Source organism: Burkholderia sp. Bp8991, from assembly GCF_003853795.1.
Taxonomy (GTDB): domain Bacteria; phylum Pseudomonadota; class Gammaproteobacteria; order Burkholderiales; family Burkholderiaceae; genus Burkholderia.
Genome location: NZ_QTQJ01000010.1, coordinates 69,521 through 86,988, shown reverse-complemented (window position 1 = coordinate 86,988; position 17,468 = coordinate 69,521). Strand labels below are relative to the sequence as shown.

The 17,468-nt window shown below is 69.3% G+C and carries 13 protein-coding genes; 1 reads left to right on the top strand and 12 read right to left on the bottom strand.

Going from position 1 to position 17,468, the window contains the following annotated elements:
* Window positions 1–77: 77 nt before the first annotated feature.
* The 4 genes from DIE02_RS13895 to DIE02_RS13880 form a co-directional block, all read right to left on the bottom strand.
* Window positions 78–1,829, bottom strand: coding sequence for an acyl-CoA dehydrogenase (locus tag DIE02_RS13895; RefSeq protein WP_124486008.1), 1,752 nt, complete (start codon window positions 1,827–1,829; stop codon window positions 78–80).
* A gap of 10 nt (window positions 1,830–1,839) precedes the next feature.
* Window positions 1,840–3,744: a feruloyl-CoA synthase gene (locus DIE02_RS13890; protein ID WP_124486007.1), complete on the bottom strand. Its 1,905-nt coding sequence runs from the start codon at window positions 3,742–3,744 to the stop codon at window positions 1,840–1,842.
* 101 nt (window positions 3,745–3,845) lie between these two features.
* Window positions 3,846–5,297, bottom strand: coding sequence for an aldehyde dehydrogenase (locus DIE02_RS13885; RefSeq protein WP_124486006.1), 1,452 nt, complete (start codon window positions 5,295–5,297; stop codon window positions 3,846–3,848).
* A gap of 43 nt (window positions 5,298–5,340) precedes the next feature.
* A complete protein-coding gene (locus DIE02_RS13880) occupies window positions 5,341–6,168 on the bottom strand; it encodes a p-hydroxycinnamoyl CoA hydratase/lyase (protein WP_021163522.1) in 828 nt (275 codons plus the stop codon).
* A 169-nt stretch (window positions 6,169–6,337) separates the two neighbouring features.
* On the opposite strand from DIE02_RS13880, the gene DIE02_RS13875 reads away from it, so the two are divergent.
* Window positions 6,338–7,228: an amidohydrolase family protein gene (locus tag DIE02_RS13875; protein WP_124529120.1), complete on the top strand. Its 891-nt coding sequence runs from the start codon at window positions 6,338–6,340 to the stop codon at window positions 7,226–7,228.
* Between the two features lie 72 nt (window positions 7,229–7,300).
* On the opposite strand, the gene DIE02_RS13870 is transcribed toward DIE02_RS13875, so the two are convergent.
* From DIE02_RS13870 to DIE02_RS13835, 8 genes are all read right to left on the bottom strand, one after another.
* The gene (locus DIE02_RS13870; RefSeq protein WP_124529118.1) at window positions 7,301–8,203 is read right to left on the bottom strand and encodes an SMP-30/gluconolactonase/LRE family protein; all 903 of its coding nucleotides are present in this window, start codon (window positions 8,201–8,203) and stop codon (window positions 7,301–7,303) included.
* A gap of 51 nt (window positions 8,204–8,254) precedes the next feature.
* Window positions 8,255–9,274 (bottom strand): L-arabinose ABC transporter permease AraH, encoded by a 1,020-nt coding sequence (gene araH, locus DIE02_RS13865; protein WP_044847378.1) that lies wholly within the window; start codon window positions 9,272–9,274, stop codon window positions 8,255–8,257.
* Window positions 9,275–9,304: 30 nt separating this feature from the next.
* Complete coding sequence (gene araG, locus DIE02_RS13860; protein WP_124529116.1) at window positions 9,305–10,867, bottom strand: L-arabinose ABC transporter ATP-binding protein AraG; 1,563 nt, start codon at window positions 10,865–10,867, stop codon at window positions 9,305–9,307.
* Between the two features lie 20 nt (window positions 10,868–10,887).
* The gene (locus DIE02_RS13855; protein WP_124486002.1) at window positions 10,888–11,901 is read right to left on the bottom strand and encodes an arabinose ABC transporter substrate-binding protein; all 1,014 of its coding nucleotides are present in this window, start codon (window positions 11,899–11,901) and stop codon (window positions 10,888–10,890) included.
* 87 nt (window positions 11,902–11,988) lie between these two features.
* Window positions 11,989–12,918, bottom strand: a complete 930-nt coding sequence (locus DIE02_RS13850) for a Gfo/Idh/MocA family protein (RefSeq protein ID WP_044847380.1) — start codon at window positions 12,916–12,918, stop codon at window positions 11,989–11,991.
* A 24-nt stretch (window positions 12,919–12,942) separates the two neighbouring features.
* Window positions 12,943–13,872 carry a dihydrodipicolinate synthase family protein gene (locus DIE02_RS13845; protein WP_124486001.1) on the bottom strand — a complete coding sequence of 310 codons (930 nt, stop codon included), beginning with the start codon at window positions 13,870–13,872 and terminating at the stop codon, window positions 12,943–12,945.
* Window positions 13,873–13,922: 50 nt separating this feature from the next.
* Window positions 13,923–15,281: an MFS transporter gene (locus tag DIE02_RS13840; RefSeq protein WP_124529114.1), complete on the bottom strand. Its 1,359-nt coding sequence runs from the start codon at window positions 15,279–15,281 to the stop codon at window positions 13,923–13,925.
* 380 nt (window positions 15,282–15,661) lie between these two features.
* A complete protein-coding gene (locus tag DIE02_RS13835) occupies window positions 15,662–17,413 on the bottom strand; it encodes an IlvD/Edd family dehydratase (protein ID WP_124485999.1) in 1,752 nt (583 codons plus the stop codon).
* Between the last annotated feature and the right edge of the window lie 55 nt (window positions 17,414–17,468).

The following is a 17,468-nucleotide window of genomic DNA, read 5'->3' as shown; positions in this document are numbered from 1 at the left end:
CCGTATATCGGCCCGCACGGCGGCTCGTGCCGGCCGGCGAGCCGCCCCGGGCCGTCCACGCCCGGCTCGGACGAACCTTATGCCGCGGCAGCCGGCAACGCCGCGCGGCAGCCCGCGTCCACCAGCGCGAGCCGGTGTGCGAATGCCGCGAGCGGATAGTCGAAGAAGTAGGTGCCGACCGCGCGCTTGCCCGCACGGAACGAATCGTCTCCCGGCGCATCGCCGACGATGCGCAGCGTGCGCGCCCACGCGAACGCGAGCAGCAGCCAGCCGACCAGCGCGAGATAGTCGTCCGCGACCCGGTAGGGCAGATCCGGATCGTGCTCGCTCGCGCGAATCACGCCGCCCGTCACGCGCTCGAGCTCCGCGCACAGCGTGGCGACGCGCGCCCCGGCGTCCCTCGCCCGCTCGTCCGCCGCCGCCTGGACGCTCTGCGCGGCTTCCGCGCGAATCAACTCGAGCAGCGCATGCAGCGCCTCGCCGCGATCCCCCAGCACCTTGCGCACGAGCAGATCGATCGCCTGGATCTCGTTGGTCCCTTCGTACAGCATCGACACGCGGCAATCGCGCACTGTCTGTTCGATCCCGTATTCGTGAACGTAGCCGTAGCCGCCGAATACCTGCAGCGCGTTCGACGCGGCCGCGAAGCCGTTCGCGGTGAAGAACGCCTTGGCAATCGGAGTGAGCAACGATGCCAGCCGCGACGCCGCGAGCCGTGCCGGCGGCTGCGGATCGTGCGCGGCGACGTCGAGCCAGTGCGCGATCCAGTAGCCGATCGCGCGCTCGCCTTCGACGATCGCCTGCGCATCGAGCAGGATGCGGCGGATCGCGGCATGTTGCGCGATCGGCGCCGCCCTGCCCTGCACGCGTTCGCGCGCATAGGCCGACGCGGCCTGCCACGCGCTCTGCGCATGCCCGACACCCTGCATGGCGACCTGCAGGCGCGCCGCGTTCATCATCACGAACATCGATGCGAGCCCGCGATGCGGCTCGCCGACGAGCCAGCCCGCGGCCGCGTCGAAACGCATCGTGCAGGTCGGGCTTGCCTTCAGCCCCATCTTCTTCTCGATGCCGTCGCACCAGACGCCGTTGCGCACACGGCCGCCCGGCGCGTCGAGCCACTTCGGCACGACGAACAGCGACAGCCCCTTCGTTCCCGCCGGCGCATCGGGCAGCCGCGCGAGCACGAGGTGCACGATATTGTCGGTCAGGTCGTGCTCGCCGCCGGTGATGAACAGCTTGCTGCCGCTGATTCGGTAGCCGTCGGCGGCCGGGTCCGGCACTGCCTGCGTGCGCAGCAGGCCGAGATCGCTGCCCGCCTGTGGCTCGGTGATGCACATCGTCGTCAGCCACTCGCCGCTCGCGATCTTCGGCAGCACGTCGCGCTTCAGGCGCTCGCCGCCGTGCGCGCGCAGGCACGCCACCGCGCCGTGCGTGAGCCCCGGCGACATCAGCCACGCGTGGTTCGCCCCCGCGAGCATCTCCTGCAGCGCGACGTCGAGCAGATGCGGCAGCCCCTGGCCGCCGCAATCGGCGTCGAGCGCCAGCGTCGGCCAGCCGGCGTCGACGTAGTCGCGGTACGCGTCGCGAAAGCCCGCCGGCATCGTCACTCCGGCACCGTCGAACCGGCAGCCCTCGAGATCGCCGGTCGAATCGAGCGGCGCGATGCGTTCGACCACGAAGCGGGCGGCTTCGTCGAGCACTTGCCCGGCAGTCGACAGGTCGAGCTCCGCCCAGTCGGGCACGCGGCGCCACAGCGCCGGCGCATCGAGCCATTCGCCGATCACGAACAGCATGTCGCGCAATGGCGCGCAATACGCGTTGCTCATCGCGCGCACCTCATGCCCGGCGCGCCGTGCCGGCGACGATCACGCCCGTGTCGGCCGCGCCCGGTTCGTACATCGCGTCGACCACTGCCGCACGGTGCATGAGTACCGCACGCTGGTTGATCGAGCCCTTGTCGGTGACTTCGCCGAGATCGAGCGAAGGCGGCGTATCGAGCACGCACAGCCGCGTGACGAACGTCGCGCTGCCGGTCGCATCGCGGTTCAGGCGCTCGAGCAGGTCCGCGAAGAACGCCCGCACCGCGGGCGCCTGCAGGACGGTGCGCACGTCGGCATCCGGTGCCACGCCGGCCAGGCGACGGCAATCGTCGACGCGCGGGAAGATCATCACGCCGACGTCGTCGCGGTTCATCCCCGTGACGACCGCGTCCTGCACGTACGGCGCGCCGTTCGATACGATCCGCGCGCGCATGGGCCCGACGCTCACGAAGGTACCGGACGATAGCTTGAAATCCTCCGCGATGCGCCCGTCGAACATCAAGCCGATCTCCGGCCGCGCGGGATCGACGAAACGCACTGCATCGCCGCTGCGGTAGTAGCCCTCCTCGTCGAATACCTCGCGCGCGTCGTCGCCGCTCGCGCGCCAATAACCGGCCATCACGTTCGGCCCGCGAAAGCGCGCCTCGAGCTTGCCGTCGACCGGCACCAGCTTCGCGTCGCAGCCGGGCGCGGGCAGGCCGATGTAGCCGGCCCCCGACACCGGCCCGGTGGTAAACATGCACGATGGCGCGGCCTCGGTCATCCCGAGGCCCGCCATGATCCGGATGCGCTCGCCGCAGTGCGCGAGCGTCACGCGCTCGAGCCGGTCCCACGCGGCCTGCGACAGTCCGGCGCCCGCGAAGAAATACATCCTCACGCGCGAGAAGAAGGTTTCGCGCAGCGCGGCATCCGTTTCGAGCGCCGCGGTCAGCTCTTCCCAGCCCTTCGGCACGTTGAAATACACGGTGGGCGCGATCTCGCGCAGGTTGCGCAGCGTCTCGCCGAACTTGCCGGCGACCGGCTTGCCGTCGTCGATGTACAGCGTGCCGCCGTTGTACAGCGCGATGCCGACGTTATGGCTGCCGCCGAACGTGTGATTCCACGGCAGCCAGTCGACCAGCACCGGCGGCTCCAGACCGAACTGCGGAAACGTCTCGAGCAGCATCTGCTGGTTGCTGCACAGCATCCGGTGCGTGGTCGGCACCGCCTTGGGCAGCCGTGTCGATCCCGACGTGAACAGGAATTTCGCAATCGTGTCGCCGGTGATCGCATCGTGCGCGGCATCGACGCTGCCCGGTGTCGTGCCGAGCAGCGACGAGAAACGCGTGACGCCGTCCATCCCGTCGGGTGCCGACACGACCACGCGCTCGACATCAGGCGGCACCGACGCGTCGAGCGCGGCACGAAACGCCGCGCCGTCCGACGCGAAGACCAGCCCCGGCGTGAGCAGGGCGAGCGCGTGGCGCAGCTTGCCGTAATCGCTCGACACGAGCGAATACGCGGGCGACAGCGGCGCATGCGGAATGCCGGCCCACATCGCGCCGAACGCGAGCTGCAGATGTTCGAGGTCGTTGCCCGAGAGGATCGCGACGGGCCGCTCGGCCGACAGCCCGCGATCGAGCAGCGCCTGGCCGATCGCGCGGGCGCGCTCGAGCATCTGCGCATACGTGATGCCGATCCACGTACCGTCGGGCCCGCGCCGCGCGACCAGCCAGCGGTCCGGATGCGCGCGCGCGCCGCTCGCGAGCCGGTCGGTCAGCCGGTGCGGGTACGCGCCGAGCGGGGTCGTCGCGCGCAAGGTCCAGCAGCCGTCACGTTGCACGATCTCCGGCGGCGCCGTGCCGATCGCCACGGGGCGATAGCCGGCGGGAACGCGCTGTGCGGCAGCCGCGTCGCGCAGTTGGGTCGGATCCGCATCCAAGTTCTGTCTCCGGTCGGTTCCGCCCCGCGCGCGTGCGCGCGCCGGGCGGAGACTTCATTGTGTCGTTGTCTTAACTCGGGCGCCGCGGCGCCCGGGACTGCTCAGATCGGGTAGTGACGCGGCGTGGTCTGGACCGTGATCCAGCGCAGGTCGGTAAACTCGGCGATCGACGCCTTGCTGCCGAACCGGCCGTAGCCGCTTGCCTTCACGCCGCCGAACGGCATCTGCGCCTCGTCGTGCACCGTCGGCCCGTTGATGTGGCAGATGCCCGATTCGATCTGCTTCGCGACCTGCATCGCGCGCGCGATATCGCGGCTGAACACCGCCGCCGACAGCCCGTACTCGCTGTCGTTCGCGGCCGCGAGCGCGGCAGCGTCGCCGTCGACGCGCTGCACGGTCACCACCGGCCCGAACGATTCGTCCGCATACAGCTGCATGTCGCGCGTGACACCGTCGACGATCGTCGGCTGCATCACCGCGCCGCTGACTTCACAGCCGAGCGGCAGCGCGGCGCCGTGCTCGCGCGCGTCGTCCACCATTGCCGCGATCCGCTGCGCGGCGGCCGCGCTTTCGAGCGTGCCCAGCACGGCGCCCGGCGCGGCCGGGTTGCCGGCCTTCAGCGTGCGTGCCTTCGCGACGAGCCGTTCGACGAACGCATCGGCGACCTTGCGATCGACGATCACGCGCTCGGTCGACATGCAGATCTGCCCCTGGTTGAAGAACGCGCCGAATGCGACTGCCTCGACCGCCGCGTCGAGATCGGCGTCGTCGAGCACGAGCACCGGCGCCTTGCCGCCGAGTTCAAGCAGCGCCGGCTTCAGGTGCTGCGCGGCGAGCGTCGCGACGATGCGGCCGACGCGTGTCGAACCGGTGAAGTTCACGCGGCGCACCGCCGGGTTCGCGATCAGCCGCTCGACGATCGCCGGCGCATCCTGCGGCGCATGCGTGATCACGTTGACCACGCCGTCGCCGAGCCCTGCGTCGTGCAGCACGCTGCCGATCAGCCGGTGCACGCCCGGGCAACCCTCGGACGCCTTCAGCACCACCGTGTTGCCGCATGCGAGCGGCATCGCGAGCGCACGGGTCGCGAGAATCACCGGCGCATTCCACGGCGCGATCCCGAGCACGACACCGCACGGCTGGCGCACGGCCATCGCGAGGCTGCCGGGCACGTCCGACGGGATCACCGCGCCGTCGATCTGCGTGGTCATCGCGGCCGCCTCGCGCAGCATGTTCGCCGCGAGCATCACGTTGAAGCCGTACCAGTTCGCCATCGCACCGGTTTCCGCGCGGCCGGTTTCGATGAATTCGCCCGCGCGCGCGTCCATCCGGTCGGCCGCCGCGAGCAGCCGCCGACGGCGCTCGGTCGGCGCGAGCGCGGCCCACGCGGGGAATGCGCGCGCCGCTGCCGCGACCGCGGCGTCCGCGTCGGCAAGCGTCGCCGCGGCGGCGCGCGACGCCACCTGTCCCGTCGCCGGATCGATCCGGTCGAAGGTCCCGCCGTCCGACGCGCCGCGCGACACGCCGTCGATCAACAAACTCACTTCGTGCATTTCCGTGTCTCCACTCGGATCCGGTTGCGTGCGGCGGCGCGCGTCAGCGCTTGTACGCCTGCAGGCCCGGCTTGATGCTCTTGTCGTCGAGGAACTGCTTGAGGCCCTGCTCGCGCCCGCCTTCCGGATCGCGGTAGTTCGCCTGGTCGAGCTTCGCGTACAGGTAGTCCTCGTTCTGCTCCCAGGTCAGCTCGCGGCAACGCTTGAAGCCGTGCTTCGCGTTACGGATCACGACCGGGTTCTTGTCGAGCAGCTTCGCGGCCAGCGCGCGCACCTCGTCGCGCAGCTGCGCGCGCGGCACGCTCTTGTTGACGAGCCCCATCTGCGCGGCCTGCGGGCCGGTGAAGGTGTCGCCGGTCATGATGTAGTAGAGCGCCTGGCGATGTCCCACGGTGTCGGCCATCGCCTTGCTGACGAGGTTGCCCGGCGGGATGCCCCAGTTGATTTCCGACAGGCCGAACACCGCTTCGTCGGCCGCGATCGCGAGGTCGCACGCGACGAGCGGCGAGAAGCCGCCGCCGAAGCACCAGCCGTTGACCATCGCGATCGTCGGCTTCGCATACATGCGCAGCAATTGCCACTGCCAGCGGCTCGCGTCGCGGCGAATCTTTTCCTGCAGGATTTCCGGGCCCGCGTCGACTTCGCGGAAATACTCCTTCAGGTCCATCCCGGCCGTCCAGGCGTCGCCCTCGCCGGTCAGCACGAGCACCTGCGCCTCGGCATCGAGTTCGATCGCCTCCAGCACGTCGATCATCTCCGCGTTCAGCGTCGGGCTCATCGCGTTGCGCTTGTCCGGACGGTTCAGCGTCACCCATGCGATCCCGCCCTCGACCTCGACCTTCACCGTTTTCCAGCGCCCTTCGTAACCCATTTTCGTTCTCCAATGACGATGCCGCCCTGTGCGACTCGCGACCAATTTACTATCAGGTAACCTGATATGTAAAGTAGAATGGAAGCGGCTCCGGACAAACCCCTAAACGGGCCCGGACAGCCGATTTCGCGCCGTGCCGGCCGACGAATCACGACATGTGGAGACACGCTTGGACATCGACAACCTGATCGCCATCGACACGCACGTGCACGCCGAAGTGTCGTGCTGCCAGCCGCCGGACCTGTTCGCGAAGGCATTCGACGACGCGGCCGACAAGTACTTCGGCACCGTGCTGAAGCAGGGCCGTCGGCCGACCATTCCGGAGACGATCGCGTATTACCGCGAGCGCCGGATCGGCTTCGTGATGTTCACCGTCGACTGCGAGACGAACATCGGCCGGCGGCGCATTCCGAACGAGGAAATCGCGCAATTCGCGCAGGACAACGCCGACGTGATGATCGCGTTCGCGAGCATCGACCCGCACAAGGGCCGCTTCGGCGCGCGCGAGGCGCGCCGCCTGATCGACGAGCATGGCGTGAAGGGCTTCAAGTTCCACCCGACGATGCAGGGATGCTTCCCGAACGACAGGCTCGCATATCCGATCTACGAGGTGATCGCGGAATACGGGTTGCCGGCCGTATTCCACAGCGGGCATTCGGGGATGGGATCGGGGATGCGCGGCGGCGGCGGGCTGCGTCTGAAGTATTCCGAACCGATTCACCTCGACGACGTCGCGGCCGACTTCCCGGACATGAAGATCGTGATCGCGCACCCTTCATGGCCGTGGCAGGAGCAGGCGCTGTCGATCGCGCTGCACAAGCCGAACGTCTACATCGACCTGTCGGGATGGTCGCCGAAGTACTTCTCGCCGGAGCTGGTGAAATACGCGAACACGCTGCTCAGGCACAAGGTGCTGTTCGCGTCCGATTTTCCGCTGATCCGGCCGGACCGCTGGCTCGAGGATTTTCAGGGCGCCGGGTTCCGGCCCGACGTGCATTCGCTGATTCTGAAAGACAACGCAGTCGCGTTGCTGGGGCTGCAGGCCGCGCAGCAGTCGTGACCCGTCCGGCCGTGACGGCGCCGGCAGCGCGCGGCGGCACGACCGACCGCGCAGCCGCCCGCACCGGCGCGCTCAGTTCGCGGGCTTGCCCGCGAATCGCGCGGTCGGCAACCCCGCGTAGCGCGTCCGGGCGACGAACACGCCGCCGGCATCGGCATCGCCCGCCAGCGCGTCGTTGCTCAACCCGACACGCGCGCTCGTCACGTACAAGCGGCCTTCACCGTCGATTGCGACGCAGCTGGGCTGCGCGGTCGGCACGGCCACGCGATCCGTCTCGACGCCATCGGGCCCATAACGCACCACCCGCCGGCCGCCCCACTGCGCGCTCCACAGCCCGCCGTCGCGATCCATCGTCGAGCCGTCCGGGTCGCCATCAGCATCGGTCAGTCGCGCGAACGGCCGCACGTTGGCCACGTCGCCGCCCGCGCGGTAATCGCAGACGAGAATCTCGCGCACCATCGAATCGCAGAAATGCATCTTCGCGCCGTCCGGCGAGAACGCGATGCTGTTCGCGATCGCGGCCGCCGGCAATGCAAGCCGTTCGAGCGTGAGGTCCGGATTGAGCCGGTAGAAGCCGCCGACCGCGCGCGGCGGATCGCCGCCTTCGTCCTTCATCCCGAACACGAACGCGCCGAACGGATCGCAGCGGCCGTCGTTCAGCCGCGTCGGCAGGTCGGATTCGACGTCGACGATCCGCGTGAATTCGCCGCTGCGCAGATCGAAGAACGCGAGATGCGTCGCAAGCCCGACCAGCAGCACGTCGGGATCATGCGTGAGCGCGAAGCACGCGAGCCGTTCGGGCATCGGCCACTGTGCGAGGTCCGAGCCGTCCGCGCGGCAGCGCCACAGCCGCGCGCCTTCGATGTCCGTCCAGTACAGCGCGTGCGTCGCGTCGCACCACGTCGCGCCTTCGCCGAGCGTGTTGCGGCTGTCGACCAGCAGCGCCGCCGCCGTGCCCGGATGAGTCTGTTGCATGCCGTCTCCCGATGTCTTTCGCATTCGCAGGCGGCCGCGCGTTCGTCAGGGTCAGATCTTCATCGCGCGCCGCTGGTTGCGACGATACTGGTCGAACAGCACCGCGAGCAACAGAATTCCGCCGCGTATCAGATATTGGTAAAAGGTCGGCACGTTCAGGAGGCTCATCGCGTCCTGCACGGAGCCCATGATCAGCACGCCGACCAGCACGCCGGAGATCGTCGCGACGCCGCCCGTCAGCGACACGCCGCCGAGCACGCACGCGGAGATCACGCCGAGTTCGAGCCCGACCGACGTCTTCGGGTCGCCGAGGCTCATCCGCGACGCGAGCATCACGCCGGCGAAGCCGGTCACGAGGCCCTGCAGCACGAACACCGCGATCTTGATGCGCATCACCGGCAGCCCCGCGAGCAGCGCGGCCTCGCCGTTGCCGCCGACCGCCAGCACGTTCTTGCCGAACACGGTCTTGCGCAACAGGAAGCCGAACACGACGAAGCCGACGATGTTGCTCCAGATCGGATACGAGATGCCGAGGAACGAGCCGCCGCCGAGATCGAAGAAGCGCTCCTCGGAGATCATCACCGCGTCGCCGTTCGACGTGATGAACGCGAGCCCGCGCACGACTTCCATCATCGCGAGCGTGACGATCAGAGAGTTGATCCGCCAGCGCGCGATCAGCACGCCGTTCACGAGCCCGACCGCGCCGCCCGCAAGCACGCCGGCGGCGATGCCGAGCACGACGCTGTGCGTCGCGGTGATCAGCGTCGACGCGACGACGCCCGAGAACGCGACGATCGACGCGACCGACAGGTCGACTTCGCCGAGCGCGAGCACGAACATCATCGTCACCGCGATCGAGCCGATCAGCGTGACCGACAGGAGCAGGCCCTGGATGTTGCGCGGCGTGAGGAAGTCCGGCACGGTCAGCGACAGCGTCGCGAACAGCACGAGAAACACCATCACGATGCCGGAGCGGTTGATCAGTTGCCACACGCCGCCGCGCGCCCGCGCGGGCGCGGCTGCGGCATCGGGGGACGGGGAAGTGCGTTGGGGTTGCATTGCCTGGCTCATAACGTTTGCTTTCCGGTTGACTGCAGGCCGCTAGCGCGGCAGCGCGAGCTTGATCAGCGCGTCGGGCGTCGCCTGCGCCTTCGCGACCTCGCCCGCGATCCGTCCTTCCTTCATCACGATGACGCGGTCCGCCACGCCGATCACCTCGGCCAGATCGCTCGACACGATGATCACCGTGCGGCCCGCTTCCGCGAGTTCGTAGAACAGGTTGTAGATTTCCGCACGCGCGCCGACGTCGATGCCGCGCGTCGGCTCGTCCATCAGGAACACGTCGATGCGCTCGGCCAGCCAGCGCGCGAGCACGACCTTCTGCTGGTTGCCGCCCGACAGCGCGCCGATCGGCGTCTCGCCGTCGCGGGTCTTGATCGCGAGCCGCTCGATGTATTGCTGCGCCAGCTCGCGTTCGCGCCGCGCGTCGAGCAGCACGCGCGCCGGGCTGAAATGTCGGCGCGCGCTGATGTTCAGGTTGTCGGCCACCGACGCGATCGCGACGATGCCTTCCTGCTTGCGGTCCTCGGGGCACAGCGCGATGCCGGCGCGCACCGCGTGCCGCGGGCTCGCGAACGCCACGCGCTTGCCGCCCAGCTCGACATGCCCGCCCGTGGGCCGCGCCGCGCCGTACAGCAGCTTCATCAGCTCCGAGCGGCCCGCGCCGACGAGCCCGAAGAAGCCGACGATCTCGCCGCGCCGCGCGGCGAATGACACCGGCTCGGACAGGCCGGGCCCGACGAGCCCCTTCGCCTCGATCAGCACGTCGCCTGGCGTGCGCGGCCGGTAGCCGTACACGTCCTCGATCGAGCGGCCGACCATGCAGCCGATCAGCCGGTCGCGGTCGAGCTCGGCGACGGATTCGAACGTCTCGATCCGGCGGCCGTCGCGGAACACCGTCACGCGATCGCACAGCGCGTCGACTTCCTCCATGCGGTGCGTGACGTAGATGATCGCGCGGCCCTCGGCACGCAGCGAACGGATGATGCGGAACAGCTGCGTCGTCTCGCGCGCGGACAGCGAACTCGTCGGCTCGTCGAACGCGATCACGCGTGCGTCGCGCATCAGCGCCTTGCCGATCTCGATCATCTGGCGCTGGCCGATCGACAAATACTTCACCGGGATGTCCGGGTCGATGTGCTCGCCGAGCCGCTCCAGCGCATCGAGCGCACGCACGGCAAGCGCGCGCTCGTCGACCACGCCGAGCCGGCTCGGCAGCTGGCCGAGCATCAGGTTCTCGGCGACCGTCAGCTCGGGTACCAGATGCAGCTCCTGGTAGATGATCGCGATGCCGGCCTCGAGCGCGGCGCGCGTCGACGCGAAGCGCTGCACCGCGCCGTTCAGCGTCAGCGTGCCGGCCTGCGGCTGATTTACGCCGGACAGCACCTTCAGCAGCGTCGACTTGCCCGCGCCGTTCTCGCCCATCAGCCCGTGCACCTCGCCGGCGCGCACCGACAGCGACACGCCGTCGAGCGCGCGCACGCCCGGGAACGTCACCGTAATGCCGTCGAGCGCGAGCAGCGCGCCGCCGGCCGGCGGCGGCGCGGTGCCGGGCGTGGCCACGTCGTCGTGGCGCGAACTGGCCGTCATCATCTGCATCGTCATCGCGTCGTCGCCCCGCACGTTCAGATGCCGAGTTCGGCGCGCACGGCCTGCCAGTTCGCGCGCGTCATCAGCTTGCCGCTCGTCTGCGTGTCGGCCGGCGGCGTCTTGCCGTTGCGGATCCAGTCGACGAGGTTCTGCGTGCTGTCCTTGCCGTGGTTCGTCGAGCTGACCGCGATCGTCCCGTAGAAGCCGGTCGGCTCCTTCTTCTGGAACTCGGCGAACGCCTCGCCCGCGCCGTTGATGCCGACGCCGATCACGTCCGCGGCCGGGATGTGCAGCTGTTCGGTCGCGCGTACCGCGCCGAGCACGGTTTCCTCGTTCAGCGCGTAGACCACCCACTTCTTGATGTTCGGATGGCGCGCGAGCACGGGCGCCGCCGCGCTGAAGCCGCCTTCGTCGTCGGTCGTCTTCTGCGGGGCGTCGAAGATGTTTTCCTTGCGGAAGCCGTTCGCGAGCAGCGCCTGCGTCGCGCCGTCGGTGCGCAGCTTCGCGGTCGGCAGCTCGTAGTTGGTGACGCGCAGCGCGCCGACTTCCTCCGGCTTCCAGCCGCGCCGCTTCATCTCGTCGGCGATCGCCTGACCGACCTGGTTGCCGATCTTGGTCGCCGACATCCCGAGGTGCGGCACGTTCGGCAGCGGCTTGCCGGTCGAGTCGACGAGCTGGTCGTCGACCGTCACGAACTTCATGTTGTAGCGCTTCGCGCGCGACGCGATCGCCGGCCCGAGGCGCACGTCGGGTGCGCAGATCACGAAGCCCTGCGCGCCTTGCGAGCCGAGGTTGTCGATCGCGGCGAGCACCTTCTCGCCGTCCGGCGTGCCGATCTTCACGACCGAGAAGTTCTCCTTCTGGCCGAGCGCGGACGCCGCGTTCTGCTCGTTGATGAACCATGCCTGCTCGGGCATCTTCACCAGGAAGCCGATCTTCAGCGGCGCGTCGGCGTGCGCGGCGCCCTGCATCCCGAGCGGCGCGAGGCAAAGCGCGGCCAGCAGCGCGCGCAGCGTGTGGCGGCGGATCGTGTGGGTCGTGCGGTTCATGCGGTGTCTCCTTGTCTGTTGGCTTGGGTCTTCAACTCTCGTCGTGCGCGTTTCGTCGTGCGCGGTCGCGCTCGCGGCGGCACGGTGTCAGCGGCCGAACGCGTCGGTCCCGACGCGCCGGCCGAACAGGAATGCGTCGGCGACGAGCCGCAACGGTCGCACGTCGACGTCGCTTGCGCCGCGCGCGATCAGCGCGCGGAACTGCGCATACAGCGCCGGGTACTCGCGCTGCGGCCCGAGCTCGACCGGCTCGCCCGCAATCGACAATTGCGCGCCGCCGCGGCTGATCGCGAGCACGCCGTCCGACGTGTCGACCGCGATCTCCCATTGCTCGACGGGGCCGTGCCGCCAGTCGAATTCCGCGCGCACGGGCACGCCGTGCGTATCGGCGCATTCGAGGTCGGCCGCAATCGGCATCTGCGCGTCGCTCGGCACGTAGAGCGTCGCCTCGCGCAGCACGAGCTCGCGCGGCAGGATCCGCGTAACGATCGACAGCGCGTTGATGCCGGGATCGAACACGCCGAGGCCGCCGGGCTCCCAGATCCACTGCTGGCCCGGATGCCAGCGCCGCACGTCTTCCTTCCAGCGCACCTGGACCGCACGGATCGTGCGCGTCGCGAGCCACGCGCGCGCCGGTTCCACCGCGCTCGCGCAGCGCGAATGCCAGGTCGCGAACAGCGTGAGGCCGCGTTCGCGCGCGAGCGCGTCCAGCGCGGCCACTTCGCCGAGCGTCGCACCCGGCGGCTTCTCGAGCATCACGTGCTTGCCGGCCTCGAGCGCGGCACGTGCCTGCGCGTAGCGCACCTGCGGCGGCGCGCACAGCGACACGGCGTCGAGCTCGGGCTCGGCGGCCAGCAGCGCGCCCAGGTCCTGGTAGTTGCGCACGCCGTCGACTTCCGCATGACGACTCGCGCACGCGGTCAGCACGAAACCCGGTTCGGCGGCGATCGCCGGCAAATGCTGGTCGCGCGCGATCTTGCCGATCCCGATCACGCCCAGTGAAATCACGTCGCTCATCTGCGTTTCTCCTTCGCCACTTGCTCAGTGCGCCCAGCGCAGCACGAGCGGATCGAGCCGGCGCGCGATCGCGAGCAGCTCCGCGCGCGTGTCCGGGTGCAGTTCCGGCATCGGGTGCCGTGGCCGCTCGCACGCGATCACACCGCCGGCGCGCATCAGCGCCTTCGCGGTGAGGATCCCGGACTGGCGGTTCTCGTGATTGATTAGCGGCAGCCACGTCTGATAGCGCGCGAACGCCTCGTCGTGCCGCCCTTCGCGGAATGCTTCGAGGATCGGCCGGATGCCGTCCGGAAAGCCGCCGCCGGTCATCGCACCGGTCGCGCCGGCATGCAGGTCGGCGAGCAGCGTGATCGCCTCCTCGCCGTCCCACGGCCCTTCGATCGCGTCGCCGCCGAGCCGGATCAGCTCGCGCAGCTTGTTCGCCGCACCCGGCGTCTCGATCTTGAAGTACGCGACCTGCTCGATCTCGCGCGCCATGCGCGCGAGGAACGGCGCGGACAGCGCGGTGCCGCTCGCGGGCGCATCCTGGATCATGATCGGGATGTCGATCGCGTCCGACACGCGCGCGAAGAACTCGAAGATCTGCGCTTCGGGCACGCGGAACGTCGCGCCGTGATACGGCGGCATCGCCATCACCATCGCCGCGCCGAGCTGCTGCGCGCGCAGGCTGCGTGCCGCGCACACCTGCGTGCCGTAGTGCGACGTCGTGACGATCACCGGCACGCGGCCGGCGACGTGTTCGAGGATCGTGCGCGTGAGCACGTCGCGTTCGTCGTCGGTGACCGCGAACTGCTCGGAGAAGTTCGCGAGGATGCACAGCCCGTCCGAGCCCGCGTCGATCATGAAGTCGACCGCGCGCTTCTGGCTTGCGAGGTCGAGCTCGCCGGTCTCGGAAAACGTCGTCGGGACGACGGGGAAGATGCCGCGATAGCGCGGCGTGCTGCTCGATGTCATGGTTCGGTCCTGCGTCGGTCGAAGCGGCGTTCAGCCGGAAAACACGGGGTTCAGGATTCGCCGGCGAATGTGCCCGCGGCCGGCTCGGGCGCGCGCAGCGCGGCGCGCACCACGAACGTCATCAGCACCGCGAACAGCAACGTCGCCGCGAGGAAGTACAGGCCGGCCGCGAGGCTGCCGGTCGACGCCTTGATCAGGCCGATGCCGTACGGCCCCAGGTAGCCGCCGAGATTCGCGAGCGAATTGATCGCAGCGATGCCGACCGCCGCGCTCGTGCCGGCGAGGAATTCGCCGGGCAGCGCCCATACGACGGCCTGGATCGAATACAGCGAGAACGCGGTCAGGCAGATGAACAGGAACTGCAGCGCCGGTTCGCGCACCCACGCGCTCGCGCCCATCGTCACGGCGGCGGCCGCCGACACGACGACGATGTGCCAGTAACGCTCGCGCTTGCGATCCGAATGACGCGGCACGACGAGCAGGCCGACCACCGCGAACAGGTACGGCACCGCGGACAGCATCCCCGTCGCCGCATCGCCGGTGCCGAACGCGTGGATGATCGTCGGCAGCCACAGCGACAGCCCGTAGATGCACAGCGGAAACGGCAGGAACAGCGCGGCGAGCAGCAGTACGCGGCGGTCGCGCAATGCGGCGAGCGGATTGCCGTGCGAATCGGGGCGATACGTGTCGCGATCGGCGGCGAGCTGCCGCGCGATCCAGCGGCGCTCGTCGTCGTTCAGCCAGCGCGCATGCGCGGGCGATTCGGGCAGCAGCCGCAGCGTGGGCCACGCGAGCAGCACGGCCGGCAGGCCGCTGACGACGAACAGCGTCTGCCAGTCCGACAGGCCGAACAGCCCGTGCGTCGACAGCAGCCAACCGGCGAGCGGGCCCGTCACGATGCCGGCGAGCGGCTGCGCAAGGACGAGCAGCCCGATCACGCGGGCACGGTCGCGCATCGGGAACCATTGCGTGAGGAAGTACAGGATGCCGGGATAGAGGCCGGCTTCCGCCGCGCCGAGCAGGAAGCGCAGCGCGTAGAAGCTGGCCGGCCCCTGTACCAGCGCCATCGCCATCGTGATCACGCCCCACGTCGCGAGGATGCGTGCGAACCAGACGCGCGCGCCGAAGCGTCCGAGCGCGAGGTTGCTCGGCACCTCGCACAGGAAGTAGCCGATGAAGAACAGTCCGGCGCCGAGTCCGTACGCGGCATCGCCGAGGCCGATCGCCGCGTTCATGTGCAGCTTCGCGAAGCCGACGACGGTACGGTCGACGTAGGCGACCACGTAGATCAGCGCGAGGAACGGCACGAGCTTGCGCGTGAGCAGGCGGGTCAGTTGCCGTTCGTCGACGGCTGCCGGCGAATCGGACTGGTCCGCCACGGCGTGCGCGGGGGGGTACTGCGTCGTCATCTTGTCTCCTGTCGGCCACCGTTAGCGCTTTAGCGCTTACGGGGGCCCCATGCTTCGCGGTCGGCGTACGTTGGCGCTTTAGCGCTTACGTACGCCCCATGCTTCGCGGTCGGCCACCGTTAGCGCTTTAGCGCTTACGGGGGCCCCATGCTTCGCGGTCGGCGTACGTTGGCGCCTTAACGCTTACGTACGCCCCAAGCTTTACGGTCGGCCTACGTTGGCGCTTTAGCGCTTGCGTACGCCCCATGCTTTGCGGTCGGCCCGCATTAGCGCTTTAGTGCTTGCGTGCCCCGCATGCTTCGCGCTCGACCACGGCCGGCGCGTCACTCGTTTCCCTCAGGCCCCGCCGCGGTCCGCGTCCCTGCACGACCATGCGCCGCTCAATGCGAATGGCTCGGCACGTCCGCGCCGCGCGTGCCGACCAGGAAGTCGAGGTCGCACCCCTCGTCCGCCTGCAGCACGTGATCGATATACAGCCGCGCATAGCCGCCCTTGCCGAGCTGCCCGGCCACGCCCGGCGCCGCTGTCGGATCGACGTCCGACAGGCGCCGCTGCAGTTCGTCATCCGAAATGTCCAGATGCAGCGTGCCGGCCTCGCAGTCGAGCTCGATCCAGTCGCCGTTGCGCACGGCGGCCAGCGGGCCACCCGCGGCCGCTTCCGGCGCGACGTGCAGCACGACCGTGCCGTACGCGGTGCCGCTCATCCGCGCATCCGAGATCCGCACCATGTCCTTCACGCCCTGGCGCAGCAGCTTCGGCGGTAGCCCCATGTTGCCGACCTCGGCCATCCCCGGATAACCGCGCGGCCCGCAGTTCTTCAGCACCAGCACCGAGCTCGCGTCGACGTCGAGCGCTTCGTCGTTGATCGTCGCCTTGTAGTGATCGAGATTCTCGAACACCACCGCGCGGCCGCGATGCTTCAGCAGCTCGGGGCTCGCCGCCGACGGCTTCAGCACCGCGCCGCGCGGCGCGAGATTGCCGCGCAGGATGCAGATTCCGCCGTCGGCGATCAGCGGCCGGTCGAGCGGGCGGATCACCTCGTCGTCGTAGTTCGGCGCTTCGCGCACGTTGTCCCACAGCGACTTGCCGTTGACCGTCAGCGCGTCCGGGTGCGGCAGCAGCCCGCCTTCGCCGAGCCGGCGCAGCACGGCCGGCAGCCCGCCCGCGTAATAGAACTCCTCCATCAGGAAGCGCCCCGACGGCATCAGGTCGACGATCGTCGGCGTGTCGCGGCCGATGCGCATCCAGTCCTCGAGTTCGAGCGGCACGCCGATGCGGCCCGCGATCGCCTTCAGGTGGATCACCGCGTTGGTCGAGCCGCCGATCGCCGCGTTCGCGCGGATCGCGTTCTCGAATGCGGCACGCGTCAGGACCTTCGACAGCACGAGCCCTTCGAGCGCCATCTCGACGATGCGGATGCCCGACATGTGCGCGAGCACATAGCGGCGCGAATCGACCGCCGGAATCGCCGCGTTGTGCGGCAGCGCGACGCCGAGCGCCTCGGCCATGCACGCCATCGTCGACGCGGTGCCCATCGTGTTGCAGGTGCCGGCCGAGCGCGACATGCCGGCCTCGGCAGACAGGAAGTGGTGCAGGTCGATCTCGCCTGCCTTCAGCGCTTCATGCAGCTGCCACACGGCCGTGCCCGAGCCGATGTTCTTGCCTTCGAGCTTGCCGTTCAGCATCGGCCCGCCCGACACGACGATCGCCGGCACGTCGCAGCTCGCCGCACCCATCAGCAGCGCGGGGGTCGTCTTGTCGCAACCGGCGAGCAGCACGACCGCGTCGATCGGGTTGCCGCGGATCGCTTCCTCGACGTCCATCGACGCCAGGTTGCGCGTGAGCATCGCCGACGGCCGCAGGTTCGATTCGCCGTTCGAGAACACCGGGAACTCGACCGGGAACCCGCCCGCCTCGGAGATCCCGCGCTTCACGTGCTCCGCGAGCTTGCGGAAGTGCGCGTTGCACGGCGTCAGTTCGGACCACGTGTTGCAGATGCCGATGATCGGCCGGCCGTCGAACTCGTGATCGGGGATGCCCTGGTTCTTCATCCAGCTCCGGTACATGAAGCCGTTCTTGTCGTTGGTGCCGAACCATTGGGTGGAGCGCAGCCTGGGTTTCGTTGCCGACATCGTCAGTCCTGTGGTGACGGGATACCGGCGCAGTCTAGGCAGAATTTTGATAACT